Genomic DNA, 21,979 nt, shown 5'->3' with positions numbered 1-21,979 from the left:
ACCTCCTTATGTTGTGAATTTAAGAAAGGATCGAGTCCTTGTCTGTGGTGATGATCCCGTCCGGGGCCTCGGAAGCAGGCGGTGACGGGGGCGATTTCGGGGCAGCCGGCGTACCGGAAGATTTCGGTTTTCTCTTTGCCGCCGGCTTCTTGGGGGCGCTTTCCTTCGGCTTGGGGGCCGGGGGCGGCGCGGCGGCAGGTTTCGGCTGCGCTTGTTCCTCCAACTCGCGCCATTCAGGAATGTGCGCGGAGGCTTTGCAGTCGCGGAGCTTGGAGGATTCCGGATGCTTGGAGTAGTCCATCTTCTCTACCTTCAGGGCCTTTTGGCCGCGGATAATAACCAGCGCCTGTGTAATCGGGAGACGAAGCACTTCATCCGGGGTGAGGACAGGCCGCTTGCCGACGCCGGAGGTCTCCCGGTATTCCGGCGTATAATTGGAGATGCGCCAGGTGCCCAGCTGCTTGGATTTACTGGACACTGACACAGAGGCCAGACCGGTGCGCTCGGAGATGAATTCCGCCGTCAGGCTGTCTGTGCAGCCCAAAAACAGCTGCGCATCACAGTTTCCCAAAATTTCCTGCCAGAGATTGAGCGGGTATCTGTTTTGGAGACCCGCAAGGTTTTGGAAGACGCAGCTCATGGATATGTTTCTGGATCGAATCACACTGAGACGGCGGGAGAGGTCCGGAATGGTCCCGCAGGCAGTGAGCTCTTCCCCCAGGATATGGACGGGAACCGGCAGCTTGCCGCCCTCACAGTTCTTGTCTGCATACCGCACCAGCTTAATAAAGCAAAAGGACAGGAACAGGCTTGCCAGAAAATCAAAGGTGCTGTCCTGGTCGCTGGTAACGAGGAAGTAGGCGCACCGCTCCTGGCCGGGCAGTTCCAGGTCAATCTCATCCCGGGCGGTGATCTTCTTGATAAGCTCCGACTGGAACACCTGCAGCCGGGAGCCAAGGCCGATGATGACGCCGCTGCGCACTGTGTCGCTGGCTTGCTTGAACAGGCTGTAGGGCGCTTTGGCCGGATGGGTGGGCGGCAGAACATCAAACAGGTTGTCCAGGTCGGATTCCCCGTTCAGCGTCAGCAACCGGTACACCTCGCCGATATTCCGGTTTTCTTTTGCATAGCTCTGGTCCACATAGAGGACAAGGGCTTTCAGCAGGTTCATCTCACAGGAGTCCCAGAAGTGGTCGCCCTTGCCGGTGCTGTTGGTGTTCTTGATAATGACATCCACAAAAAGCTGAGCCATCAGTTCCTGCCCTTCCACTTCGGAAAGGCAGTTCCAGCTGTCTGAATTTTCCGGCAACACCAGGTTGAAAACCTTGACACAATAGCCCTGTTCCCGCAGGTATTCGCTGGATTTTTCATAGAGTTCACTTTTCGGATCTGAAATGATCAGCGATTCCCCACGGATCACCGCCTGAAGGATGCGGTTCATACAAAATGAGCGGGTCTTCATGCTGCCTGACGAGCCGTACACGGCGAGGTTGCCGTTGATGCGGGGATTTTCAGGAATACAGACGGCTTTCCCGTCCAGCATCCCCAGCACAATGCCCTTATGCTTGCGCAGATCCGGCACCAGATCCAGCACACCCTTCATTTCCTTGCGGCCCATCCAGCCGGAGGTGCCATAGGTGCCCTTGGCCGAATAGACAAAGTTCCGGTCTGTGTCATACTCGCCGGTATCACTGTAGCCCATCCGCATGACCATGAGCAGCAGAACCGCCAGCAGGCCAATGCAGATCAGCACTCCGTACACCCCATAGGGGGGATGGAGCACAGAGGTCAGGCAGGTAATAAAATCGGGCGACGCTGCCGCCGGAGATGTGCAGTCTCCGGGGATGCCGCCGCCCTGTTTCCATGCCGCGTAGTTGCCCAATATCTGCCCCAGAAAGCCGCCTGCGTAGAGAATCGCAAGGATGGCAAACGGCGCAGCGATCAGGCCTGCAATGAGTTTCTTCTTATCTATGGGAACAACCTCCCCTCGAATTTTGTGAAATCAATGGTTTGAAAGCGGACCCGGCCGCCGCAGTAACGGCGCAGCACATCTGCCTGGAAGTCGAAGCAGATCAGCGTGCCGGGGCGCTCCATCAGGTCGAGGGAGGTGCTGAAGCGTGTGATCCGGGGCAAGTCGCAGGAGTAGCCGAACAGCACCGGCGTTCCGTCCTGCTCCGCGGCATCCTGCTCAATGGCCTTTCCGGTGTTCCCGGCAATCAAGCCCTGGGACAGAATGCGGTTAAGTTCTGCGGTTTTCAAGGGATCACACAGTAAAGCAAGGATCACCTCCCCCTGGTGGTTATTTGTGAGAAAATAAAAATGGTCGTAGCTGCCGTCCAGCATGAAATAGTCGTGCTTGGCCCCGCCGGTACTGGTGAGCATCTGGTAGGCAAGTTCCATGCTCTCGCCCAGCACCAGCCCATGCACATCTTCGGCGCGGTACTGACTGGCCAGACGCTGTTGGCACAGGACACTCCACATCAGCGCCTTTACCCGCATCTCAGACTTGCAGCGCCATTTCATCAGGGCTGCGCTGCTGTTGTAGGTGACAAAAATGCCGGTGGGCGCCAGAAGCACCCCTGCGAACCGGGAGCTTCGCACCTGCGTGGTGTCGATCCCCATTTCCTTGACCTCACGGGAACTGTAAAAGGCGGGATACTCGATGGCTTCGCCACAATAGCCCTGCGGCGAAAAGACCTTCGGCTTTTCATCCTGAAAGAGCCCGATCCCCGCATTGTCCATCGTGACATAGGTTTCCGCGAGGCGGTGGAGCCGGAGCCGCCGGTTCACCTCGCTCTTGAGGCGGTTGGTGTCGGTGTCGCCGGTCAGGTAGGAAGAGAAACGCTCTGGCCAGCCGTCCAGCAGGGCGGCCTTGGCCTTTGCCCCCAGCCGATAGCCCCGGAGCCTGTCGCGGTAGTAGGTCCGCAGCAGCCCGCTCTTTTTAAGCGAGGTCACGACCGCCTCCAAATAGTAGGGGCTGGCCGGGAGACGGTTCAGCTGGCTGGTTGGGAACTCTCCAGAGATGGCGGTCAGCGATAAAAGCCGGAACGGGAGCGTATCCGGCTGTGGAAAAGTGCGGCTGCTTTTCCCAAGGGATCACCTCCTTTGTCGGTGCTGGATTTTTACCGTAATGACTGAGAACTTCGGTAAAATAAAGCTTCTCCCAAGTGGCCGCAAGCCTGAAAATCCGGGGCTTTCGGCGGCTTCGCGGGATGTCGGGCCGCAAGGGGCCCAAAATGCTCAAAAATCCGAGATGGATTTCAGGCTTGATTTATGCTCTGCAAGCCAACCGGGAAAGCGGTGCTTCTCCATGACGAAAATCATCGTGCAGTCCTGCTCGCCCAGCTCGGCGGTGTTATAGGCATCACACAGCAGGCCGGTATCATCAGCCATTACAAAAGAGGACAGCAGATCTAAAATCTGCTTTTCCTCCAAGTTGTCATAGTCGCGCACCCGCCTGGTGGGGAGCGCCTGGTCATACACCTGGGCGAAGCAGACAACACATTCCCGGTAATGGGGCAAAGTGTTCTCTTTGGCGTACTGCTCCAGGGCAAAATAGAGGGGGTCCAGCAGAAACTCGGCGCTCTGCCGCTGCCTGCGCTTTGGCAGAAGGCTGGGCAGCGTCACCGCAAGAACCTCGTTTTCATAGGTGATGGTGATACCGTGCATCACACTGGCGGATTTAAGATAATCGCCCTTGCGGATCGTCGTGCTGGAATAAATTAGATGCCGCAGCCGGCAGGCGATACGCTCTGCCCGCAGCGCGGCATCGGTGGAAAGAGTCTCATAGTTATCGGGGTAACGCTGGATGTCGGTGGTGTCCATCGCATACAGCGCGTTGCTCAGCCGGGATATATCATCAAGAATGCTCCCGATCCGGCGGGATATAAGTTTTCGGTCCAATCATGTGCCTCCTGCTTTCTTGAAATAGTGTGTCTGGCCGTTTTCCTCTACGGTGCAGAACCCGGAAATGCCGGGACAGTCGATTTTGGCGATCTGCGCCGGTGTATCGACCAGAATAATGCGGCGGCTGCCGCCCTTGTTGCCCCGAAGGGCATGGCAGACAAGCGCCTCCTGCCCGTCCTCAACGCAGGCCACCTCGTAGAGTTCGCCATCGGCAAAGAAAACGAGCTTGACAGGAAAATCAGCGGGAGCATGGTAATCGGCCCGCTGAATGAAGTCCAGCAGGACCCATACTGCCCGGACAAGCGCCCGGTCAATTTTTGCTGACTGGCCGGCCGGGAAATAGCCGCCGCTCTCTGTTTGAAAAATGCGGCCCTGCCTCTCCAGATGGGAGAGCAGGGCCTTTGCCGTATCTTCTTTGCCAGGGTGAAAACAAAGAAGCTGCTGTTCACTGAGGCCAGGGTACATTGTTACCGTCCGCAGCAAGTCCGCAGCCTCATTTCCATAGATTTCAGCCCTGGTCTTCATGGGGGCTCACCTCCTTTATCAAATGGCGTCATCAAGGCGTCATCGGAACGCCTTATCGAATATTGGAACGCCGGAAAGACGCCATCCGGGCGTCAAACCGGCGTTTTTCTTCATGGAAGGCGTCATATAGACGCACACCCAGCGCAGCACATCAAAACATGGGATTCACCTCGCATATATCATTTGAACCTATGCAGATTCCTGCTCACGGCGCTTGCGCTCCAAAATTTCACGCAGTTCTCGGCGGTCGGTGGTAATCAGGTCTTTTTCCAGCGGGCTGGCCTTAAATTCCACCATGATGTTATTGTTATTGGTGGAAATCAAGCCGTTGCCGCGTTCAAAGTGGGTGACTTCCATCGTTTCCGCGTCGGACAGGTGTAGAGTCTCCTGAACCCGTTCCGCCTCGTCATCCTCCAGATTGAGGATGATCTTGGTCTTGCTGTTGTTGATAATGCCTTTCCCAAAACGGCCCTCGTCCAGATTGAAAAAGTCGTTCAAGTCCTGGCTGGCGCAGACCGCTGAACCGCCATAGCCGCGGATGGTCTTGAAAATTTCCAACACGAAATCACCAGCCAGCCGGGTGCCCGTGGCGCCGGCGCCGGAAAGAAGCTGCCAGCACTCGTCGATAAAAATGGCTTTTTCCTCGGTGCGGTCGGCTTTGGCGCGGTCCCACACGAAGTCGAGCACGACAAACATCCCCACAGTCAGCAAGTCGCCGGTGAGGGAGGAAATGTCCAGTACGGTGTATTTGTTATCCAACCGCACATTGGTCTGCTTGTTAAAGGTGCTGGCGGAACCGTTCACCAGGCGGTTAAGGATATGGGCCATTCGGGTGGTTTCCGGGGCGGCCTTCAAAATCTCATACAGGTCGCCCAGCACCGGCATCTCCCGGTAGTGGCCCGGATTGGCCGGGTCTTCCAGAGAGGCGTTGTCATGGGTAATGCCTTTGGCGTTGTAGGTGCGGATCAGCGCCTCATCCAGAAGCTGCCGCTCCTCATGGCTCATATCGGGAATGAGTAAGCTGAAGAAAATGTGCAGCTGCTGGATCTTCGCCGCCAGTTCCGAGAGTTGGATACCGGGGCCGTCCAGCATTTCATTGACCGACCGATCCACCTTGCGGATCTCCATGACATTGATACAATGCGGGCTTGCTGGGGAAATCTGGATAAATTCTCCGCCCACATTGGCACAGGCCCGGTGGAACTCGTGCCCTTTTAGCGGCGCAATGATAAAAACGGGGATGTTCTTGCGCCTCATCCTGAGCCCCATCAATTGCAAGGTAAAGGTTTTGCCGGCACCGCTGGTGCCCAGGATCGCCATATTGGCGTTCTTATAGATCGAGGAATTGAAAATATCCACGATAATCAGGGAGCTGTTATATTTGTTGACTCCCAAAAGGATGCCGTTGTCATCGCACATCTCAAACGAGGTGAAAGGATAACAGCTGGCCGCGCCGCCCGTCAGCAGGTTGCGCTTTCCGCGCTCATAAAGCCCTTTCTCCATAGAGACCAGCGGGAGGGCAGAAAGAAACGCCTGCTCTTCACGGAAGTGGCAGGCGCTGACATTCATATCCTGCGAAAGCAGGAGCTTTTTCATTTCGCTGACTTTCCACTCCAAATCCTCCACAGAGGGGGCTGTCACAGTAATCAGCAGATTCAGGTAATAAAAATCTTCGTTGTTGGCAAGGCCCTCCTTTAAGAAATATCCGCTCCGGATGGCGCCGTCAATGTCATCAAAATCGGTGTTTGTGTCACTGGCGTCTTTGATTTTAGAGCGGTTGATACGGAGCTGCTGGCCCACCCGCTGGATGATGCGCTCTTTGGGTTGGCGGGCAAGGAACATATCCATGTCGATGCCGTCGCCGGCGTTGACGATCAGGCTCAGCCAGCCAGCGGGCACCTGCGTTTTGTACCCGTCCGAAGGAATCAGCAGATAGGCATAGTACAGTCCATCCATGCAGATATAGCGTCCATGGGAAAAATCAATGCTTCGGGGGGCGGCAAACTCCGCCGCCGGGATATGGTCTATTTCATTCTCCCGGCCTTGCTCCATATACTGCGCCACTACCTCCTGCGCCCGTACCGACAGCGGCTTGACGGCGCTCTCATTCCGGCACAGCAGGTTATAGAGGACATCAACGGTAAATTCGTCCTCGTTTTCGGGGACGATGACCTCGTTCCCACACTGGCGCAGGTAGTTGGAGGCCGTATGGACGGCGCTCTGGAGGGACTGGATCGCTTCATCTTCCTGCTCCGACCGCCGGGTATTGGCCCAGGGCTCATACTCGAAAATCAAAAAGAACCGCCGTGTAACAGCCTCACGGGAGCCGACCTGCTGCACAAAATTCAGGTAATCCTCCTGCATCAAGCGGCATTGCTCGTTTTCCTCATAGGCCATCTCCCGGCGCACCGTGTCCAGGTGGCGGTTGATGTCCGCACGGCGGGTCAGGACCTTGATTTGCAGCTTGACGGGCGAGATTTTCAAGTACGAAACGAAGGAGTAGATAATATTTCTCTGCTCCCGGGCGCTCCGCAGCATAAAGTTGATAGGGACAACCTCGACCACCTTGACAAACCGATGGTCTTTGGTATAGATAATGCCGTTCTCCACCTTCTCAATGGGCAGATAATCCGCCACCGGATTGAGGCAGGTGGGCTTCTGCTCCTTGATGTGGGCGGGGCGTTTAGGCAGGCGCCCCTTTTCAGGGCGCTTCTTTGCTTTCTTTTTTGCCTTATTAGCCTTGGCAGGACGCTCCTTTTTGGCATTTTTCTTGGGCCGCAGCTTTTCACGGATCTCATAGCTGCGCACTTCATCAAACTCGGCCGGAAAATCTGCCTCACCAGACCGCCGACGCTTCGGGGCCTTTGGCTTTTTCTCCTTGGGAGGCCGCTGCTTGAGATGCTTGCCGGCCGATTTGGAGGGCGCCGCCTTATCCTCCGGCTGCTCACCGTCACCGCCGACAACGCGGCGGTTCCGCAGGTACTTCAAAAAGGTGACCAGGAACTGCGAAAGGCTCTCCCCGGATATGCCGATCAAAGCGACCAGCCCTACCGGAAGAGCGGTCAGGCACAAAATGATGATGCGGGTGGTCAGCCCAAACGGAAGGAACAGAAAAACCGGCGCCCCGATGGCAAACACCAGGATGCCGGCCTCGATCACATTCCGCGCACGGAACATACCGCCGAAAAAAGTGCCTGTTTCTATAAAATTCGGCGGTATGATATAAGTATCATGGTCGTTTTTGTTGCTCATGTATTACCTCGTTTCCGCAGCCGAGGGGCAGGTCAGCCTATGATCCAGAAAGGACCGCCTGCTCCAGCACGGCGGCTTGCTTCGTTTAGGATGATGGATAGATCCCAGAGCTGTTCGCTGCGCTTGTAGCTGGCCGGGTCCGCCACCATGATCTGACCGTCTTTCACGCCACGGAGAACGATAAAATGCCCGGATGAAGTAAAATGGCCCTCTGCCATAATCGCCACCACCAGCTTTCCTTCAGCCAGGGCGTCCAATATCCGCTGGGGTTCGGAAGTCGTACAGCCGGATACCGGCAGGCCCCATGCTTCAGCGGCGGCGGGGATCAATGCGTGATAGGAGCCGCTGCTCTTGCACCAGTAGCCGTTTTCGTAGGACCACTGGGCCATCGCAACCGGGTCCACAGTTTCGTCCGTGAGGGAGGACACCACAATGGACATGGCGGTAGGCCCACACCCGTAGCCGCCGATATTGTCGGTGCCGTAGGGCTGGCTGGCATAACGCTCGTCCAGCTGGTTGAAATAGACCACCGGCGTCACGCCGTCTGTAAAGGTCACATCGCCCAGGGAGGGGATGCTGTTTCCAGTCCATTCTGTCAGGTTCTGCAGCAGGCCGTCCCCCAGGAACATGCTCAGGTTAGAGGCATAATCGGAGGCAAGCTCTTTCTGCTCATCCGTAAGCGCGAAAACATGGTCGGCAAGATAGGACTCGCCGTTGTAGCGGATGGTGTAGACCATCCAGATCTCGGTGGTTGTGGTTTCCTTCCCGGTCTCCGGGTCTTCGGATGTGACCTCGCGGCTCTCCCGCACGCTGGTATAAGAGTAGAGATGCTCTTTGTTCTCCCGCAGGACAGCGGCCAGATCATCCAGCGAAATGCTCTCAAAATCCTCATCCCGGGCAGCGCAATACTGCGAGACGATGAGGTTGGCGTTGTAGACAGGGCCGGAGGAATAGGGATTTTTAACTTCCATCTGGTCAGCGCCGGAAGAAGCAAAGTCCGCTTCAATGCGGGCCATCACATCGTCCAGCGCTTCGCCCAAGATGGAGTTGATGGTAAAAGTGATGTCGTTGGCGTTCTCCACGATTGCAGTTTCGCTGTTGAGGACAGGCTGCTCTGTGTCCGACGGTGAAAAAGCGTTGATCAAACCGCCGAAAATCAGCCCGGGAAGCATCAAAACAAACAGGACCGGCAACAGAAGCAAAATGACAATGACGGCAACGATCTTGCCGATATGCTTGCGTCCGGCCCAGACTGCCCCGGCCACAGCCCCATAGGGACCGCCGGCAGCAGCGCCCTTGGCCGCACCGGAAATCGCCTTGCCGGCTTTGATGGCGCCCTTGACCGTGTGCGCTGCGGAGGCCGCAGTGTCTACCGTTTCAGCAAAGCTGTCCTTGCGTTCTTCAGCCATCAGATCTTATCCTTTCGTTTGGGGGTGGGCGGCAGCTTCTTTACGATGGACTCATTGTAGGCAATCGAACCGTCCGGCGCCATGTAGGGCGTCTTGTCCACAGCGTCCACTGCATACTGCTTATACCAAGCGGTACCGTCTACTGCATGAACGGTCGTGTACTGGCCCTCCGGCGCAACATACTGGTCCGCATGGTACATACCGAAGGCAATGCCCTCCGGGTGTTCCGGAGTGACCTCCGTGCCGGTGATGCGACCGCCGCCGATCTCGACATTCTGATAGGTGGGGATATTCTCTGCTCCAGCCCCCAGTGCCGTGTGGCCCATATAGGAGTGTAGGGCTTCAACGGCCTTTTCGCCGGTGATCGAGCCCATTTGAGTGATGTTCCCGGTAGCCACGGAACCGATGACATTATTGGCGAAACTGCCGCCCTTGCTTACCGAGGAAGAATAAATGTGGCCGCCGACACCGCCAGCAGCACCACCCACAAGACCGCCGAGACCTGAAGGTTTGGCGTCCGAGGGCGTTGTGGCCGTCTTGATGGCGTTGTTCGTGACATTCCGCTTGATTACGCCTGCCAGACCGCCGCTGGCAAAGCCTGCGCCAAATCCGGCGGCACCGCTTTTTCCACCGCCGCCATTGGCATTGACATGGGTGGAACTGCTGCTGCGGCCGCCGCCAAAGTGGTGGCTGGAAAAGTTCTTAAAGCCGCCGATACCCTTGGCCGCAATCATGGCCTCAGCCAGCATACTGCCGCCGGTGTGGCCTACATTGACGCCCAGGCTTGCCATGAACGAGTCGATTTTCTGCGATACCTTCAAGAAGCCTATCGCACACATGAACCAGATCAGGACATTGCCGGAAACCGTCTCCTTACCTACAGCGTCCACTTGAGCCTGCACCTCTTCCTCGGAGATGGCAAAAGCAGGCTGACAAAACAGGCAGGAGAGGGCAGCAACCATCAGCGCAAGGAACAAAATTTTCTTGAATTTTTTCAAAACGCCCCTCCTTACAAAGAGAGCGGATTGGCAATAAAAGAGCCAACCATGCTCGTGAACAGGCGCAGGCACCAGGCGTTCATAATCAGCAGAAAAATCTGCCCGCCCAGCATCCGGCACCAGGATTTCCAAATATTCGATGTAGTCTGGCTTGCGCCCATCGAAAAAGCGACCGGCGCCGTATAGACCAGCACACCCAGCAGAACATACCGTTCCGCCGCTTCCAGCAGTAATTTCAGATAATTCCAGGCCAAGATGATGACGAGGATCAGGGTGATCAGCGCAACAGCGCCATTGGCACAGACGCCGATGATCACCAGCATGACCGAGTTAAAATCGGCAAAGCTGAGGGGCGGCAGCTCCGAATCCATGATCCAGCGGTACGGCGTGCCGCCGATGGTCAGGACGATGTTGACGATTTCATCGGAAAAGAGCGCCAGCAGGATGAAAATGACCGACCGGATGCTCAACTTGACCGGATCTTCCGCCTCGATTCCTGCGCCCAGGCCAAAGTTTTTGAACAGCTGCCAGACCCAGTTCAGCAGGATAATGCCGACAGCCAGCGCCACAAAGACGCTATACATCGTTTCGGCAGCGGGAAAGTACCGCAGAAAAACAGCCATGTCACAGCCCAGAGCGCCCAAAACCGAAGTGGTCACCAGGTCAAGGCCGGCCATTACCTGCTCCGCGATCCATTCAACGATGCCATCCAGGATACCCATAGCTTACGCCTCCTTCCAGTGGGTATATTGCGGCGGCCATCAGCCTGTCCACTGACCACCAGAGAACAGAGGCGTCACATAAGCCATGATGAATCCGAGACCATTGAGGACGGCCCAGGTAATGCAGATGCGCTTCAGCCACGCCCGGCTCTCATCGACTGTCCGGCCGGAGCGCGAAAAGTTCATAAGCAGAAGCGCCACCGAGGCGGTCACGATGGCCGCAATGGTGGAGATGGCGAGAATCTGCGTGTAGACATCCTGCATAATTTCCTTGGCCTTCGTCCAAACATCGGTTGCAGCAAATGCCGGCTGACAGAACATCATCGCCATCATCACACAGAGGAACGCCGTATAGGCGATCCGGCCGATGGAAACTCGACGAGGCGGGCTGCTGTCATCTTCCCGCCGCTGCTGTTGAGGTGTTCTCAGTTTTTTCAATTTTGCGGACCTCCAATCCAAATGTGATGTTCATTGCTCAAAAAGCAAAGAAGGAGCCCGCATCCGTTGTGCAGATGTGGACTCCTTCTCAGGCCAAAGACCGTTTGGGCAGCAAAAAAGCACCTCGAAAAAGGTGCTGTTCACTGCCTGTATTCAGTTTTGGGTGCAAGTTTGAGCATATTCAGTCTAACACATAGGGATTTACGGCTCAAGGGCAGGAACGCGCCAATTTCAGTCCCGAATTGTGCCAATTACTTGCCCGCCTTTTTTTCGGTGGCTTTTGGCTCCGGGAAGAACTGCTCCAGCACATCCAGACTGTCCTTAGAGGTGTAGCCCCACAGCACCGAACTGAGGGCGTCAATGGCCTCCCGCCGCTTGCGGTAGTAGGTGCGGAAGGAGATGTCCCGAATGTGCGGACGCAGGTTCTCGATGATTTCCTCCACATTCTTCAGCTGCTGGGGAGAGAGGAAAGAGTAGTACAGCAGCCAGTAATACGCCTCGCCGTTCTTATGGCGGGTGCGGAGCAATTCGACTGCCGAATCCAGGAGCTTCAGCATCTTGTGGCTGCGCTCAATGCACTTGGCATGGTGCTCAATGTCACTCCCGTTCAGGTCTGCGCCGGCCAGATAGACGGAATCCAGAAATTCCTCGATGGAAGTGCCGTATTCGATCTCGAACTTGGCCCGCACATGCTGGACGGAAATCTCCAAGCTCCAAACCACATCGCGGTATTTTTTCAGCAGTTTCCAGGTATCATGGTATAGAGGGTTCTCAGCGACATCTTTTTCAACAAATTTCTTCATGGTAAGACCTCCTTGTTCAATTCTCCGCTGAGGGAGAGAGTGTAAGTTCAAAAGTGGCGACCTGCTTGTTCCCACACAGAACAGCAAGGCCAAAACGCATCAGGGACTGCTCTCGCGCGCGGGGGAGTAAATCTTCCCGGCAGTCGCCCGATAAGGGATATAACTTGTAGCGAGAGAGCGGGCAGCCAAAGCACAAAATCCCTTGTGCCATCAGGATTTGCGCCATTTTCTGAAGGATAATTTCAATGTGCGATTTTGAAACGCTGGCGAGTTCATCTGAAACGATGACCTCATGCTCCAAGGCGGGGGCGTCGTGGCCTGCGCTGTCCTCCTTCGGGAGTTCCAGGCGTATGTTAAGCGTCATAGCGACCTCCTCTTTATCCACCATCACATCCGAAATCTCGAACATGGTGGACAGATATTTTTGCAGATAGATTACGCTGCCATGCCGGCCAGGGAAGGACATGAGGGAGATGTAGTCCAGCGCGGCCAGCTTTTTCAGGACACGGCCGACTGTCGCCCGGGACAGCCCCCAGCGGGCAGCCAGCTCGGTGTAGGTGACAAGGGGATTTCCGGTGCCGTTGCGGAAATAGACCACCGGCCCCAGGTCTGACCCCTGCACCTGATTGTCGTTGTAGATGGCGGATACCCACAGGTCCAGCACAATGTCCATCTCGGAGCAGCGGTCTGAACTGATGAGGTCGGTGGCAACGGAAACCGGCAGGAAGAAAAAGCCGGTGTCCTTCTGGCAGGGGGCATTGTACTCCAGGACCGTATTATGCCGCGCCCAGTCGCAGATCTTATAGCGGACTACATTCCCGCGGCCCAGTGTCTGAAAGGAAATAAGGTTCTGCTTCTGCAGCCGTTCCAGTACGGCCAGCGCCTGGCACTGGAACCGGGTACGGAACCATTGGGACAGCTCCTTGAGGGTGCAGACCCATTCGCCAGGGTAGACGGTATAGCTGATGCCGTCGATGCGGCGATATGAGGTGCGGAAGTTTGCGTAGCTGCAAAGTACCGTAAAATAAAAAAGGCCGGAGCCTCCGCTTACGCGAATGCTCCGGTCCTCCATCAGAAAGCGGACGAACTGCCGGTATATCCGGCAGCGTGGGTAATCCACAATCTGTTTAATTTGTAATTGATAGGTTGGCATGGCTTTCTCCTTTTTATATATAAGGTATGAAATTGGAAAGGCCAACGAAAAAATCGTTGACTTGAACATCTTGGGGGCTTATGTTATTATTGTATTGTAAAAAGAATCGGCTGGGGGCTTTGTCGATTGGGTTCAGCTGATTGCTCTGAATGGCTTTCGTTGTTCTAAGGCACACAGCATTTGGGATGTTCTCCATTGCTCTACAATGTATCAGTCGATTTTTTGGAAATATTTTACAAAAAATTTTGTTTGGGATTTTTTGTAAAAATGCTCAAAAAAAGGACGGGAAACCGGCCTACAACTTTCTACAACTTTTTTACAACTTTTGCCCCGAACCAGACGGCACAGGAGGACACACTATGGAATCCAAAAAGTTAGAAAAACCTCGTGAAAACGGCACTTTTTCGACCGTACAAGGCGTGATGAAACCGGATGAAGAGGGTAGAAGGGTGTTCCCCACCATGAAGCCGCTGGATAAGTAAGGCGGGCAAACAGGCAGTTCCCGCGCCGTATGCGGCTTTTGGCCGGGAATTGCGTGCCGACACAAGATTTTCCGCTCCGCCCAAGGAAAATTTGGGCGGGGCATTTTTTTGCCGGTGAAACCGGGGGCTCCTTTGCCGCCGAGAAGGGATCTGTTTTGTGCCATGCAGTTTAATTCCATCGACTTTCTGATCTATTTTCCCATCGTCACGCTTTTGTATTTTCTGCTGCCGCAGAAGATCAAGTGGGTGTGGCTGCTGGCCTGCAGCGTGTATTTTTACATGTGCTGGAAGGCCAAATATATCATTCTGATCGGGTTTTCCATCCTGGTCACCTACGCGGGCTCGCTGCTCATCCAGCGCTGGCGGCAAAAACGGCCGGCCCTTGCCCGGCTCACGCTGGCGGGGGTGCTGCTGTCCAACTTTACGGTGCTGTTCGCCTTCAAGTATTACGGCTTTTTCTCCACTGTGCTGGAAACGGCCAGCGCCGGGCATCTGCTGCTGCCCGCGTTCCGCTTCGCGCTGCCGGTGGGCATCAGCTTTTATACCTTTCAGGCGCTGGGCTATTCCATCGACGTGTACCGGGGCGATCTGAAGGCCGAGCGCAACCCCTTCCGCTATGCGCTGTTCGTCTGCTTTTTCCCCCAGCTGGTGGCGGGCCCCATCGAACGGGCCACCAACCTGCTGCCCCAGTTCTACGAGCGGCACAGCTTTGATTACGACCGGATGAAGCAGGGCCTGCTGCTCATGGGCTGGGGCCTGTTTCAGAAGATCGTGATTGCGGACCGGATGGCGGTGATCGTGGATCATGTGTACGGCGAATACCAGACCGCCCCGGGCAGCGCGCTGGCGGTGGCCACGGTGGCGTTCTCGTTCCAGATCTACTGCGACTTCGCCTCCTATTCCAACATTGCCATCGGCGCGGCCCAGGTGCTGGGCTACCGGCTGATGCAGAACTTCAACGCGCCCTATCTGGCCTGCTCCATCAAGGAGTTCTGGCGCAGGTGGCACATTTCGCTGTCCACCTGGTTCAAGGATTATCTGTACATCCCGCTGGGCGGCTCCCGCCGTGGCACCGCCCGCACCTGCCTGAACGTGATGATCGTGTTTCTGGTCAGCGGCCTGTGGCACGGCGCTGCCGCCACCTTTGTGGTGTGGGGCGCGCTGCACGGGCTGTTTCAGGTGGTGCAGACCCTCTGGTACAAGGCCAATGCCCGGCGGCTGCAAACCGCGGGCAGCCTGCTGCCGCCCGCCGCTGCCCGCCTGGGTACCTTTGTGCTGGTGAACATCGCCTGGGTGTTTTTCCGAGCCGAGAGTATTTCCCAGGCGGGGGCCATCCTGTTTCGTATCAGCACCCGCTGGGCCGAAAGCCCCTTCACGCTGGCGGCGCTGGGTCTCTCGCTGCCGGACTGCGTGGTGGGAATTCTGGCGGTGGGGCTGCTCATCGCGGTGGACGTGATCTCCCAGAAGCGGGATCTGCGCCAGTGGCTGGTGAACCTTCCGCTGGCGGCCCAGTGGCTGATCTACCTGGGGGGCATCGCGGTGGTGGCGGTGTTCGGGGTCTACGGCCCGGAATACGAGACCGCGCCCTTCATCTATTTCCAGTTCTGAGAAAGGGGAGCCGAGCATGGTAGCAAGCAAAACAAAACAACATCTGCTGCGGGGGCTCAGCTTCCTTGTGCTGGCGGTGCTGCTGCTGAGCGGCCTGTCCTGGCTGCTGCGGGATCGGCAGACCACCCTTTCCTGCCTGTATTCCGAGGAGGACAATTCTCTGGATCTGCTCCTCGTGGGCAGCAGCCATGTGAACAGCGGTTACATCCCCAGCCTGCTCTGGCAGGAAAACGGGATCTCGGCCTGCAATGTGTATTCCTGGTCCCAGCCCATGTGGGTTTCCTACCATTACATAAAGGAAGCCCTCAAGACCCAGCAGCCGAAGATGATCGTGCTGGAGCTGTTCGGCATGACCTACGGCCATTCCAGCATCATGCCGGAAGAGATCGACCGCACCAGCTATCAGAACAGCTTCAACATCGACCCGGGGCTCAACTGGCTGCAGATGATCCGCACGGCGGAAACCTGTGGGCTGGATCTGCGCCCCTACGAGGATTTTCTCAATCTGCCCCGGTATCATACCCGCTGGAAGCAGCCCAGCCTGTCGATGCTCACCTATAACCCCCACAAGGACCCGGATCCGCTGAAGGGCTATGGGTTCCTGCTCACCGCCGTGCCCCAGCAAAAGCCGGAGATTGCCCCGCAGCCCGCGCTCACACCCTATGAGTACTGCGTGGAATATCTGGAAAAGATCGTGGCCCTGTGCGAGAAGGAGGACATCCGGCTGGTGTTCACCATCACGCCCTATGTGTACAGCGAGGCGGAGCAGGGAATCTTCCAGTGGATCAGCGAGTATGCGCAGAGCCATGAAATCCCGCTGCTGAACTACAACGGGCCGAACGGCGAGCGCATCGGCATCGACTATGCCACCGATCTTTCCGACTGGGGGCACCTGAACTATTCCGGCGCACAGAAGGTCACCATGGACCTGTGCCGCTTTTTGCAGGACTACGCACAGGAATTCCCCGCAAGGGAGGAGCACAGAAATGCTGCCCTGCTGAACGAGCAGCTGGGCTATTACCAGCGCATTGCGCAGGTGCAGCCGCTGCTGAGCGAGACGGATTATTCCGCCTGGCTGGCCCGGGCCGCCGCCGATCCGGAGCTGGTGGTCTTTTTGCAGGCAGACGGCACGGACGGCGAGGCCCTGCGGCTGACCAACAGGGCGCTGGCCGAGGCCGGACATAAGCCCATTGCCGCCGGTGGCCGGATGCAGATCGACGAAAACGGCGCGCAGGCCTGCGGCGAGCAGCTGGACTTTGCCCTCTTCGATAAAAAGGGCCGGGTGGAATTCAACCCGGCGGAAAATGCGATTCTGCTGAACGGCAAGGCCGCGCCGCTGGGAGGGGAAGCCGTCACCGCGGTGGTGTACGATACCGTGCTGGGCCGCCCGCTGGAAAGTGCCAGCCTGAGCGAATCGCTGGAATTCACCCACCGGGAATTCACCTCGGATCTGCTGCCCCAGTACCGCTGAGGCCGCGCCACCCAAACAGAAAAGGAGAACAGATTCCATGAAGATTTTAGCTGTGGATTACGGCGACGCCCGCACCGGCCTTGCCATCAGCGACGCCAGCGAGCTGCTGGCTACCCCTCTGCCCCAGATTGAGGAAAAGAGCATGAACAAGGCGGCGGCCGCCATTCTGGAAGCCGCCCGCGCCCAGAAGGCGGAGATGATCGTGGTGGGCCTGCCCCGCAACATGGACGGCACCGAGGGTTCCCGTGCCCAGAAAACCCGCAAGATGGCGGCCATTCTGGAGCGGGACGGCCAGCTGCCGGTGCGCTTCTGCGACGAGCGCCGCACCACCGTTACCGCCGCGGCCCAGCTCAGCGAGGTGGGAACCTTCGGCAAAAAGCGCAAGGAGATTCTGGATTCGGTGAGCGCCGCCGTGATTCTGGAAAGCTTTCTGGCCTGGCGCAAGCATCACCCCGAAGAGGCCTGATCGCACTTCGTGAGAAAATCGTAAGATTTCCGCAAGCAAAAAGAAAGGCACATCCGCGCCCTGTTCTGGTAGGATAATACCGGAGCAGGGCGCTTTTTTGCGGGCGCTTGCGCCATGCAGGGGTTTGCCGTATCATAGAAGGCGAAACAAGCCAGGGAAAAGGGGAGACATGGATATGAGTGCGAAAATCCTGCTGGTGGACGACGAGGCCGCCATTGCGGATTTGGTGGAGGTTTACCTTACAAACGAGGGCTACACCGTTTATAAATGCGAGAACGCCGCACAGGCGCTGGAATGCGTGGAGCAGAAGCCGGTGGATCTGGCCATTCTGGACGTGATGCTGCCGGATCTGAGCGGCTTCGAGCTGTGCCGACGCATCCGGCAAAAGCATCTGTGGCCCATCCTGATGCTCACCGCCAGGGTGGAGGATCTGGACAAGATTCAGGGCCTGATGCTGGGGGCGGACGACTACATCACCAAACCCTTCAACCCACTGGAGCTGCTGGCCCGGGTCAAGACCCAGCTGCGCCGCTACACCCAGTACAATCAGTCTGCCCAGCCGGAAAAAGGCGGCGAATATGAGTTCAACGGCCTGTACATCAGCGAGGTTACCCACAAGTGCACCCTGTACGGGGAGGAGCTGGCCCTCACACCGCTGGAATTCTCGATTTTGTGGTATCTGTGCAGCCACCGGGGGCAGGTGGTGCCCAGTGAGCAGCTGTTTCAGGAGGTGTGGGGCGAGAAGTACATCGACGGCAACAACACCGTGATGACCCATATCGCCCGCCTGCGGGAAAAGATGCACGAAAAGAGCCGCCATCCGAAATTTATCAAAACTGTCTGGGGAGTGGGATATACCATTGAATGAGCTGCGCAAAAACTGGGTCCATCGCCGGGCCGCACTGGGGCTGACGCTGCAGCTGGCCGTCATGCTGGCGGTGTTCTGGGGCGGAAACTGGCTGCTGTTCAATCTGGCCAGCCTTGTGTATTTCCAGCTGGAACTGGGCCGTTACTGGTGGGTGTTTCTGTTTAAGGAGCTGTTCCTGCATCTTTTGCCGGTGCTGCGGCCGGTGTGGAGCGTGGGGGGAACACTGCTGCTCACCGGCTGGGTTTTCTGCAAGCCGCTGCGCTATCTGGACGAGGTGACCGAGGCCGCCGGCCGTCTGGCCCGCCCGGGGGAGGACCCCATCCGGCTGCGCCCTCAGCTGAAAACCGTGCAGGATCAGCTGAATCAGGCCCGGGAGCAGGGGCTTCGGGCGGCGGCGGCCCTGCGGCAGGAGGAACAGCGCAAAAACGACCTGATCGTCTATCTGGCTCACGATTTGAAAACCCCGCTCACCAGTGTGATCGGCTACCTGAACCTGCTGGTGGATGAACCGCAGATCAGCCCGGCCACCCGGGCCCGCTACACCGGCATCGCGCTGGAAAAGGCGCTGCGGCTGGAGGAGCTGGTGAACGAGTTCTTCGAGATCACCCGCTTCAGCCTGAGTCATCTGGAGCTGGAGCTTTCCCGGGTGGATCTTTCGCTGATGCTGCGCCAGATGGTCAGCGAGTTTTCACCGGAGCTGGCGGAAAAGCGGCTGGATTGCAGAATGGAGCTGCCGCAGGAGCTGCCCGTCCGGTGCGATGCGGCCAAGCTGGCCCGGGTGTTCGACAACCTTCTGCGCAACGCGGTGAGCTACGGCGATCCGGGCACCACCCTGTTTGTCCGGGGTGGGCTGGACGGCGACATGGTGGAGCTGCACTTTGTGAACCACGGCCGCACCATCCCGCCGGAAAAGCTGGCCCGCATCTTCGAAAAGTTCTTCCGGGCGGATGAATCCCGGGCCAGTGCCAGCGGAAACGCCGGGCTGGGCCTTGCCATTGCAAAACAGATCGTGGAGCAGCATGGGGGCAGCATCGCCGCCGCCAGCGCCGACGATCGGGTGGAATTCACCCTGCGCCTGCCCCGGAATGGGCCGCAGAAAACGGGAGGGTACTGAGATGAGGCTTCAACAGCGGAGAAAACGGTTCTTTGCAGCGTTGACCATGCTGTATGCGGTGCTGCTGGTGGTGTTCTGCATCACTCGATTCCGTCTGCTCTTTTGGCTGCTGGGCAACCCCCTTTTGCCGGAAACCGGGGTGAACCTGATCCCCTTTGCCTCGTTGATGCAGGGAATCCGGCAATATGGCGGCCTTTCCTGGGATATGCTGGGCAACCTGCTGATGTATGTTCCCGTAGGAGTGATGTTCTGTTACTGGCACAATGCCCGCTGGTGGCAAAACGCTTTGCTGGGCGCGGGTGTGTCGGTGGCGGTAGAGCTGCTGCAGCTGCTGTTGCATACCGGCTCCTGTGATGTGGATGATTTTCTTGTGAACGCGCTGGGCAGCTTTGCGGGAGCGGCGGCCTTTGCGTTGGTTCTCCAGCTTTGCAAACACGAAAGGAATCAGGCCCGGGAAGTGGTGGAGATCATCGCCACCCTGTTTGTACCCTTTCTGGTGATTTATGTGGCAGATTTCTTTTCCGGCGGCGAAAATTTCCTGTTTGGGTATCTGGCGCTGGTGGCGGTGTATTTCTGGGGCTGTGGCCGGTGGCTGCTGAGGGATTTGACTCCACGGCAAAAACGGTGGTATGGGCTGGCTGCGGTGGCAGTTGGGCTGTGGTTTTTCCTTTTCTTTTTGATCGGCCCGGTGAGCAGGGCGGTACGCATGGCTTTGAAAGGGCTGTAACCGGCGAAAGAAACAGAAAAGAGCTCTGTGCGCAGCACAGGGCTCTTTTTGGTGCTGTAAAAATGTTCAGCCTTGACAAAGCGGGACAAAAACGCCTATAATACAAAAGTTAGCTTGCTAATTATTAGAATACTAATGAAATGCCGCGACAGGGGAGGAACCTTGCGATGGAACACAGCTTTCACTATCTGCTTTTGGCCAATCAGTCCATGGTGCACCGGCAGCTGCTGGCGCAGCTGAAGGATACCGGGTTGACGCTGGGCCAGCCCAAGGTGCTGGATTATCTGCAGGATCACGACGGGGCCCATCAGGCCGAGATCGCCCGTGCCTGCCACATCGAGCCCGCGTCTCTCACTTCGGTGTTGAACCGGATGGAGGAAAAGGCTCTGGTGGAGCGCCGCACCCAGCAGGGAGACCGGCGCAGCTTTGCGGTTTATCTCACCGAACAGGGCCGGCAGATGGCCCGGCGGGTGCAGCAGGCGTTTGCACAGCTGGAGGAGCAGGCCTTTGCGGGGGTGAGCGAAGCGGAGCGGGAGCAGTTCCTTGCGGTGTTCCGCCGCGTTTACGGCAATCTGAAAGAGGGGGAACGTTAATTTTTTATGGAAAAAGCAAAACGGTATCTGGTGTTTTTGTTCGGGCTGTTCATCAGCTCCTTTGGTGTGAGCCTGATCACCAAGGCGAATCTGGGCACCTCGCCCATCTCGGCCATTCCCTATGTGCTGAGCCTGAACTTTCCCTTCACGCTGGGTCAGTTCACCATTGCGTTCAGCCTGTTTCTGATTCTGTTGCAGCTGTTTATCCTGCGGCGGAATTTCAAGGCGGAGCATCTGTTGCAGATTCCCATTTCGGTGGCCTTCGGCTATTTCATCGATCTGACCATGGTCATGCTGGGGTTTGTGGCCCCCGGCAGCTATCCGGTCAAGCTGGTGGCCCTGCTGATCGGCTGTGTGATCCTGGGCTTCGGTGTGTATCTGGAGGTGGTGGCCGATGTGGCCATGCTGCCCGGTGAATCTTTTGTGCGGGCGGTCACCCAGACCTGGAAAACCGACTTCGGCACCACCAAGGTCTGCTTTGACGTGTCCATGACGGTGATTGCCGCGGTGATTTCTCTGGTGCTTGCCCACACGCTGTACGGCGTGCGGGAAGGCACGGTGATCGCGGCGCTGCTGGTGGGCTTTATTGCCCGGCTGTTCGGCCGTCTGCTGCCCTTTGTACCGGCGCTGCTGTTCGGCAAAAAGGAGGAGAGCGAAGCCGCCGTGGCACTGGAAAACGGTCAGGGCGGTTGGGTGATCGCCATTGGCCGGCAGTACGGCAGCGGCGGCCGGGACATTGGCAGGAAGCTGGCCCAGCGGTTGGGCTATGAATTCTACGATGACGCCATCGTACAGATGGCCGCCGGCACCACCGGCTACACGCCCCAGTTCGTGCGCCAGCGGGAAGAAAACATGACCAACAGCTTTCTGTACGATCTGGTGAATCAGATGTATGCCTACGCTCCCGAGGAGGAATCCCCCAAGGACAGCGTGTTCCTGGCCGAGAAAAAGGCCATTGAGGAGATTGCCGCCAAGGGCAGCTGTGTCATTGTGGGCCGCTGCGCGGACTATCTGCTGCGGGAGGACCCCCGCTGCCTGCGGGTCTGGCTGCATGCGGACAGGGCCCGGCGGGTAAAGCGGATCATGGAGCTGGAGCAGCTGGATGAGGCGGCAGCAAAGACCCGCATCGCCCAGGAGAACCGGCGGCGGGCCACCAACTACCAGTACTACACCCGGCGGGTGTGGGGCCTGGGCAAAAACTACCACCTCACGCTGGACACCGGTCTGGGTGAGGAGTATGTGCAGGCCTGCATCGAGGCTGCCCTGAAGGCACTGGAGGCCGGGCAGAAGGCAACCGTTTAAAGTAACAGCAAAACAAAAAACAGCACCGGCAACTTGTTTGCCGGTGCTGTCAGCCTGTCGAAAAAGGTCACCGAAAGGTGGCCTTTTTCTCGTATTGAGGAAAAGAAAGCGGTATAATAGTGTGGGGGGATAAAAATGCTGG

Annotated in this window: 20 protein-coding genes; 9 read left to right on the top strand and 11 right to left on the bottom strand. The window is 57.3% G+C overall.

Annotated elements, in window-relative coordinates; all coding sequences use genetic code 11:
• Window positions 1–19: 19 nt before the first annotated feature.
• The 11 genes from EDD77_RS12995 to EDD77_RS12945 all read right to left on the bottom strand — a co-directional run bounded on the left by EDD77_RS12995 (window position 20) and on the right by EDD77_RS12945 (window position 13,206).
• Window positions 20–1,954, bottom strand: coding sequence for a VirD4-like conjugal transfer protein, CD1115 family (locus tag EDD77_RS12995; protein WP_394326276.1), 1,935 nt, complete (start codon window positions 1,952–1,954; stop codon window positions 20–22).
• A 14-nt stretch (window positions 1,955–1,968) separates the two neighbouring features.
• Window positions 1,969–2,955 carry a hypothetical protein gene (locus EDD77_RS12990; RefSeq protein WP_394326274.1) on the bottom strand — a complete coding sequence of 329 codons (987 nt, stop codon included), beginning with the start codon at window positions 2,953–2,955 and terminating at the stop codon, window positions 1,969–1,971.
• Between the two features lie 285 nt (window positions 2,956–3,240).
• Entirely contained in the window at window positions 3,241–3,903 is a 663-nt protein-coding gene (locus EDD77_RS12985) for a DUF6100 family protein (RefSeq protein ID WP_006573834.1), read from the bottom strand.
• Window positions 3,904–4,431 (bottom strand): DUF5697 family protein, encoded by a 528-nt coding sequence (locus tag EDD77_RS12980; RefSeq protein ID WP_058963692.1) that lies wholly within the window; start codon window positions 4,429–4,431, stop codon window positions 3,904–3,906.
• A gap of 189 nt (window positions 4,432–4,620) precedes the next feature.
• Window positions 4,621–7,683 carry a PrgI family protein gene (locus tag EDD77_RS12975; protein ID WP_058963691.1) on the bottom strand — a complete coding sequence of 1,021 codons (3,063 nt, stop codon included), beginning with the start codon at window positions 7,681–7,683 and terminating at the stop codon, window positions 4,621–4,623.
• A gap of 32 nt (window positions 7,684–7,715) precedes the next feature.
• The gene (locus tag EDD77_RS12970) at window positions 7,716–9,092 is read right to left on the bottom strand and encodes a C39 family peptidase (protein WP_058963690.1); all 1,377 of its coding nucleotides are present in this window, start codon (window positions 9,090–9,092) and stop codon (window positions 7,716–7,718) included.
• On the bottom strand, window positions 9,092–10,090 hold the full coding sequence (locus tag EDD77_RS12965) for a hypothetical protein (RefSeq protein ID WP_058963689.1): 999 nt from the start codon (window positions 10,088–10,090) through the stop codon (window positions 9,092–9,094). Before EDD77_RS12965 ends, EDD77_RS12970 begins: the two co-directional genes overlap by 1 nt.
• An 11-nt stretch (window positions 10,091–10,101) precedes the next feature.
• Window positions 10,102–10,812 (bottom strand): hypothetical protein, encoded by a 711-nt coding sequence (locus EDD77_RS12960; protein WP_006573828.1) that lies wholly within the window; start codon window positions 10,810–10,812, stop codon window positions 10,102–10,104.
• A gap of 39 nt (window positions 10,813–10,851) precedes the next feature.
• Window positions 10,852–11,250 (bottom strand): fimbrial protein, encoded by a 399-nt coding sequence (locus tag EDD77_RS12955; protein ID WP_171027914.1) that lies wholly within the window; start codon window positions 11,248–11,250, stop codon window positions 10,852–10,854.
• Between the two features lie 251 nt (window positions 11,251–11,501).
• On the bottom strand, window positions 11,502–12,053 hold the full coding sequence (locus EDD77_RS12950; RefSeq protein ID WP_058963687.1) for a hypothetical protein: 552 nt from the start codon (window positions 12,051–12,053) through the stop codon (window positions 11,502–11,504).
• A gap of 16 nt (window positions 12,054–12,069) precedes the next feature.
• Entirely contained in the window at window positions 12,070–13,206 is a 1,137-nt protein-coding gene (locus tag EDD77_RS12945) for a MarR family transcriptional regulator (RefSeq protein WP_058963686.1), read from the bottom strand.
• A gap of 359 nt (window positions 13,207–13,565) precedes the next feature.
• Here EDD77_RS12945 and EDD77_RS18700 point away from each other — a divergent pair, with 359 nt between their 5' ends.
• The 9 genes from EDD77_RS18700 to EDD77_RS12905 all read left to right on the top strand — a co-directional run bounded on the left by EDD77_RS18700 (window position 13,566) and on the right by EDD77_RS12905 (window position 21,837).
• A complete protein-coding gene (locus EDD77_RS18700) occupies window positions 13,566–13,688 on the top strand; it encodes a hypothetical protein (protein WP_278317850.1) in 123 nt (40 codons plus the stop codon).
• A 162-nt stretch (window positions 13,689–13,850) separates the two neighbouring features.
• Window positions 13,851–15,296 (top strand): MBOAT family O-acyltransferase, encoded by a 1,446-nt coding sequence (locus tag EDD77_RS12940; protein ID WP_058963685.1) that lies wholly within the window; start codon window positions 13,851–13,853, stop codon window positions 15,294–15,296.
• A gap of 16 nt (window positions 15,297–15,312) precedes the next feature.
• Window positions 15,313–16,767 (top strand): hypothetical protein, encoded by a 1,455-nt coding sequence (locus tag EDD77_RS12935; protein ID WP_058963684.1) that lies wholly within the window; start codon window positions 15,313–15,315, stop codon window positions 16,765–16,767.
• Window positions 16,768–16,804: 37 nt separating this feature from the next.
• Window positions 16,805–17,233, top strand: coding sequence for a Holliday junction resolvase RuvX (gene ruvX / locus EDD77_RS12930; RefSeq protein ID WP_058963683.1), 429 nt, complete (start codon window positions 16,805–16,807; stop codon window positions 17,231–17,233).
• A 175-nt stretch (window positions 17,234–17,408) separates the two neighbouring features.
• Complete coding sequence (gene vanR, locus EDD77_RS12925; RefSeq protein WP_058963682.1) at window positions 17,409–18,101, top strand: VanR-ABDEGLN family response regulator transcription factor; 693 nt, start codon at window positions 17,409–17,411, stop codon at window positions 18,099–18,101.
• The gene (locus EDD77_RS12920; RefSeq protein WP_058963681.1) at window positions 18,094–19,215 is read left to right on the top strand and encodes a sensor histidine kinase; all 1,122 of its coding nucleotides are present in this window, start codon (window positions 18,094–18,096) and stop codon (window positions 19,213–19,215) included. Before vanR ends, EDD77_RS12920 begins: the two co-directional genes overlap by 8 nt.
• A gap of 1 nt (window position 19,216) precedes the next feature.
• Window positions 19,217–19,942: a VanZ family protein gene (locus tag EDD77_RS12915; protein WP_058963680.1), complete on the top strand. Its 726-nt coding sequence runs from the start codon at window positions 19,217–19,219 to the stop codon at window positions 19,940–19,942.
• A 167-nt stretch (window positions 19,943–20,109) separates the two neighbouring features.
• A complete protein-coding gene (locus EDD77_RS12910) occupies window positions 20,110–20,535 on the top strand; it encodes a MarR family winged helix-turn-helix transcriptional regulator (RefSeq protein ID WP_058963679.1) in 426 nt (141 codons plus the stop codon).
• Between the two features lie 6 nt (window positions 20,536–20,541).
• Complete coding sequence (locus tag EDD77_RS12905; protein WP_058963678.1) at window positions 20,542–21,837, top strand: cytidylate kinase family protein; 1,296 nt, start codon at window positions 20,542–20,544, stop codon at window positions 21,835–21,837.
• The last annotated feature ends 142 nt before the right edge of the window (window positions 21,838–21,979 follow it).

The sequence above is a fragment of the Allofournierella massiliensis genome (assembly GCF_004345265.1).
In the GTDB taxonomy this organism is placed as follows: domain Bacteria; phylum Bacillota; class Clostridia; order Oscillospirales; family Ruminococcaceae; genus Allofournierella; species Allofournierella massiliensis.
The sequence above is the reverse complement of the archived record's forward strand: the minus strand, read 5'-3'. Positions and strand labels throughout refer to the sequence as shown.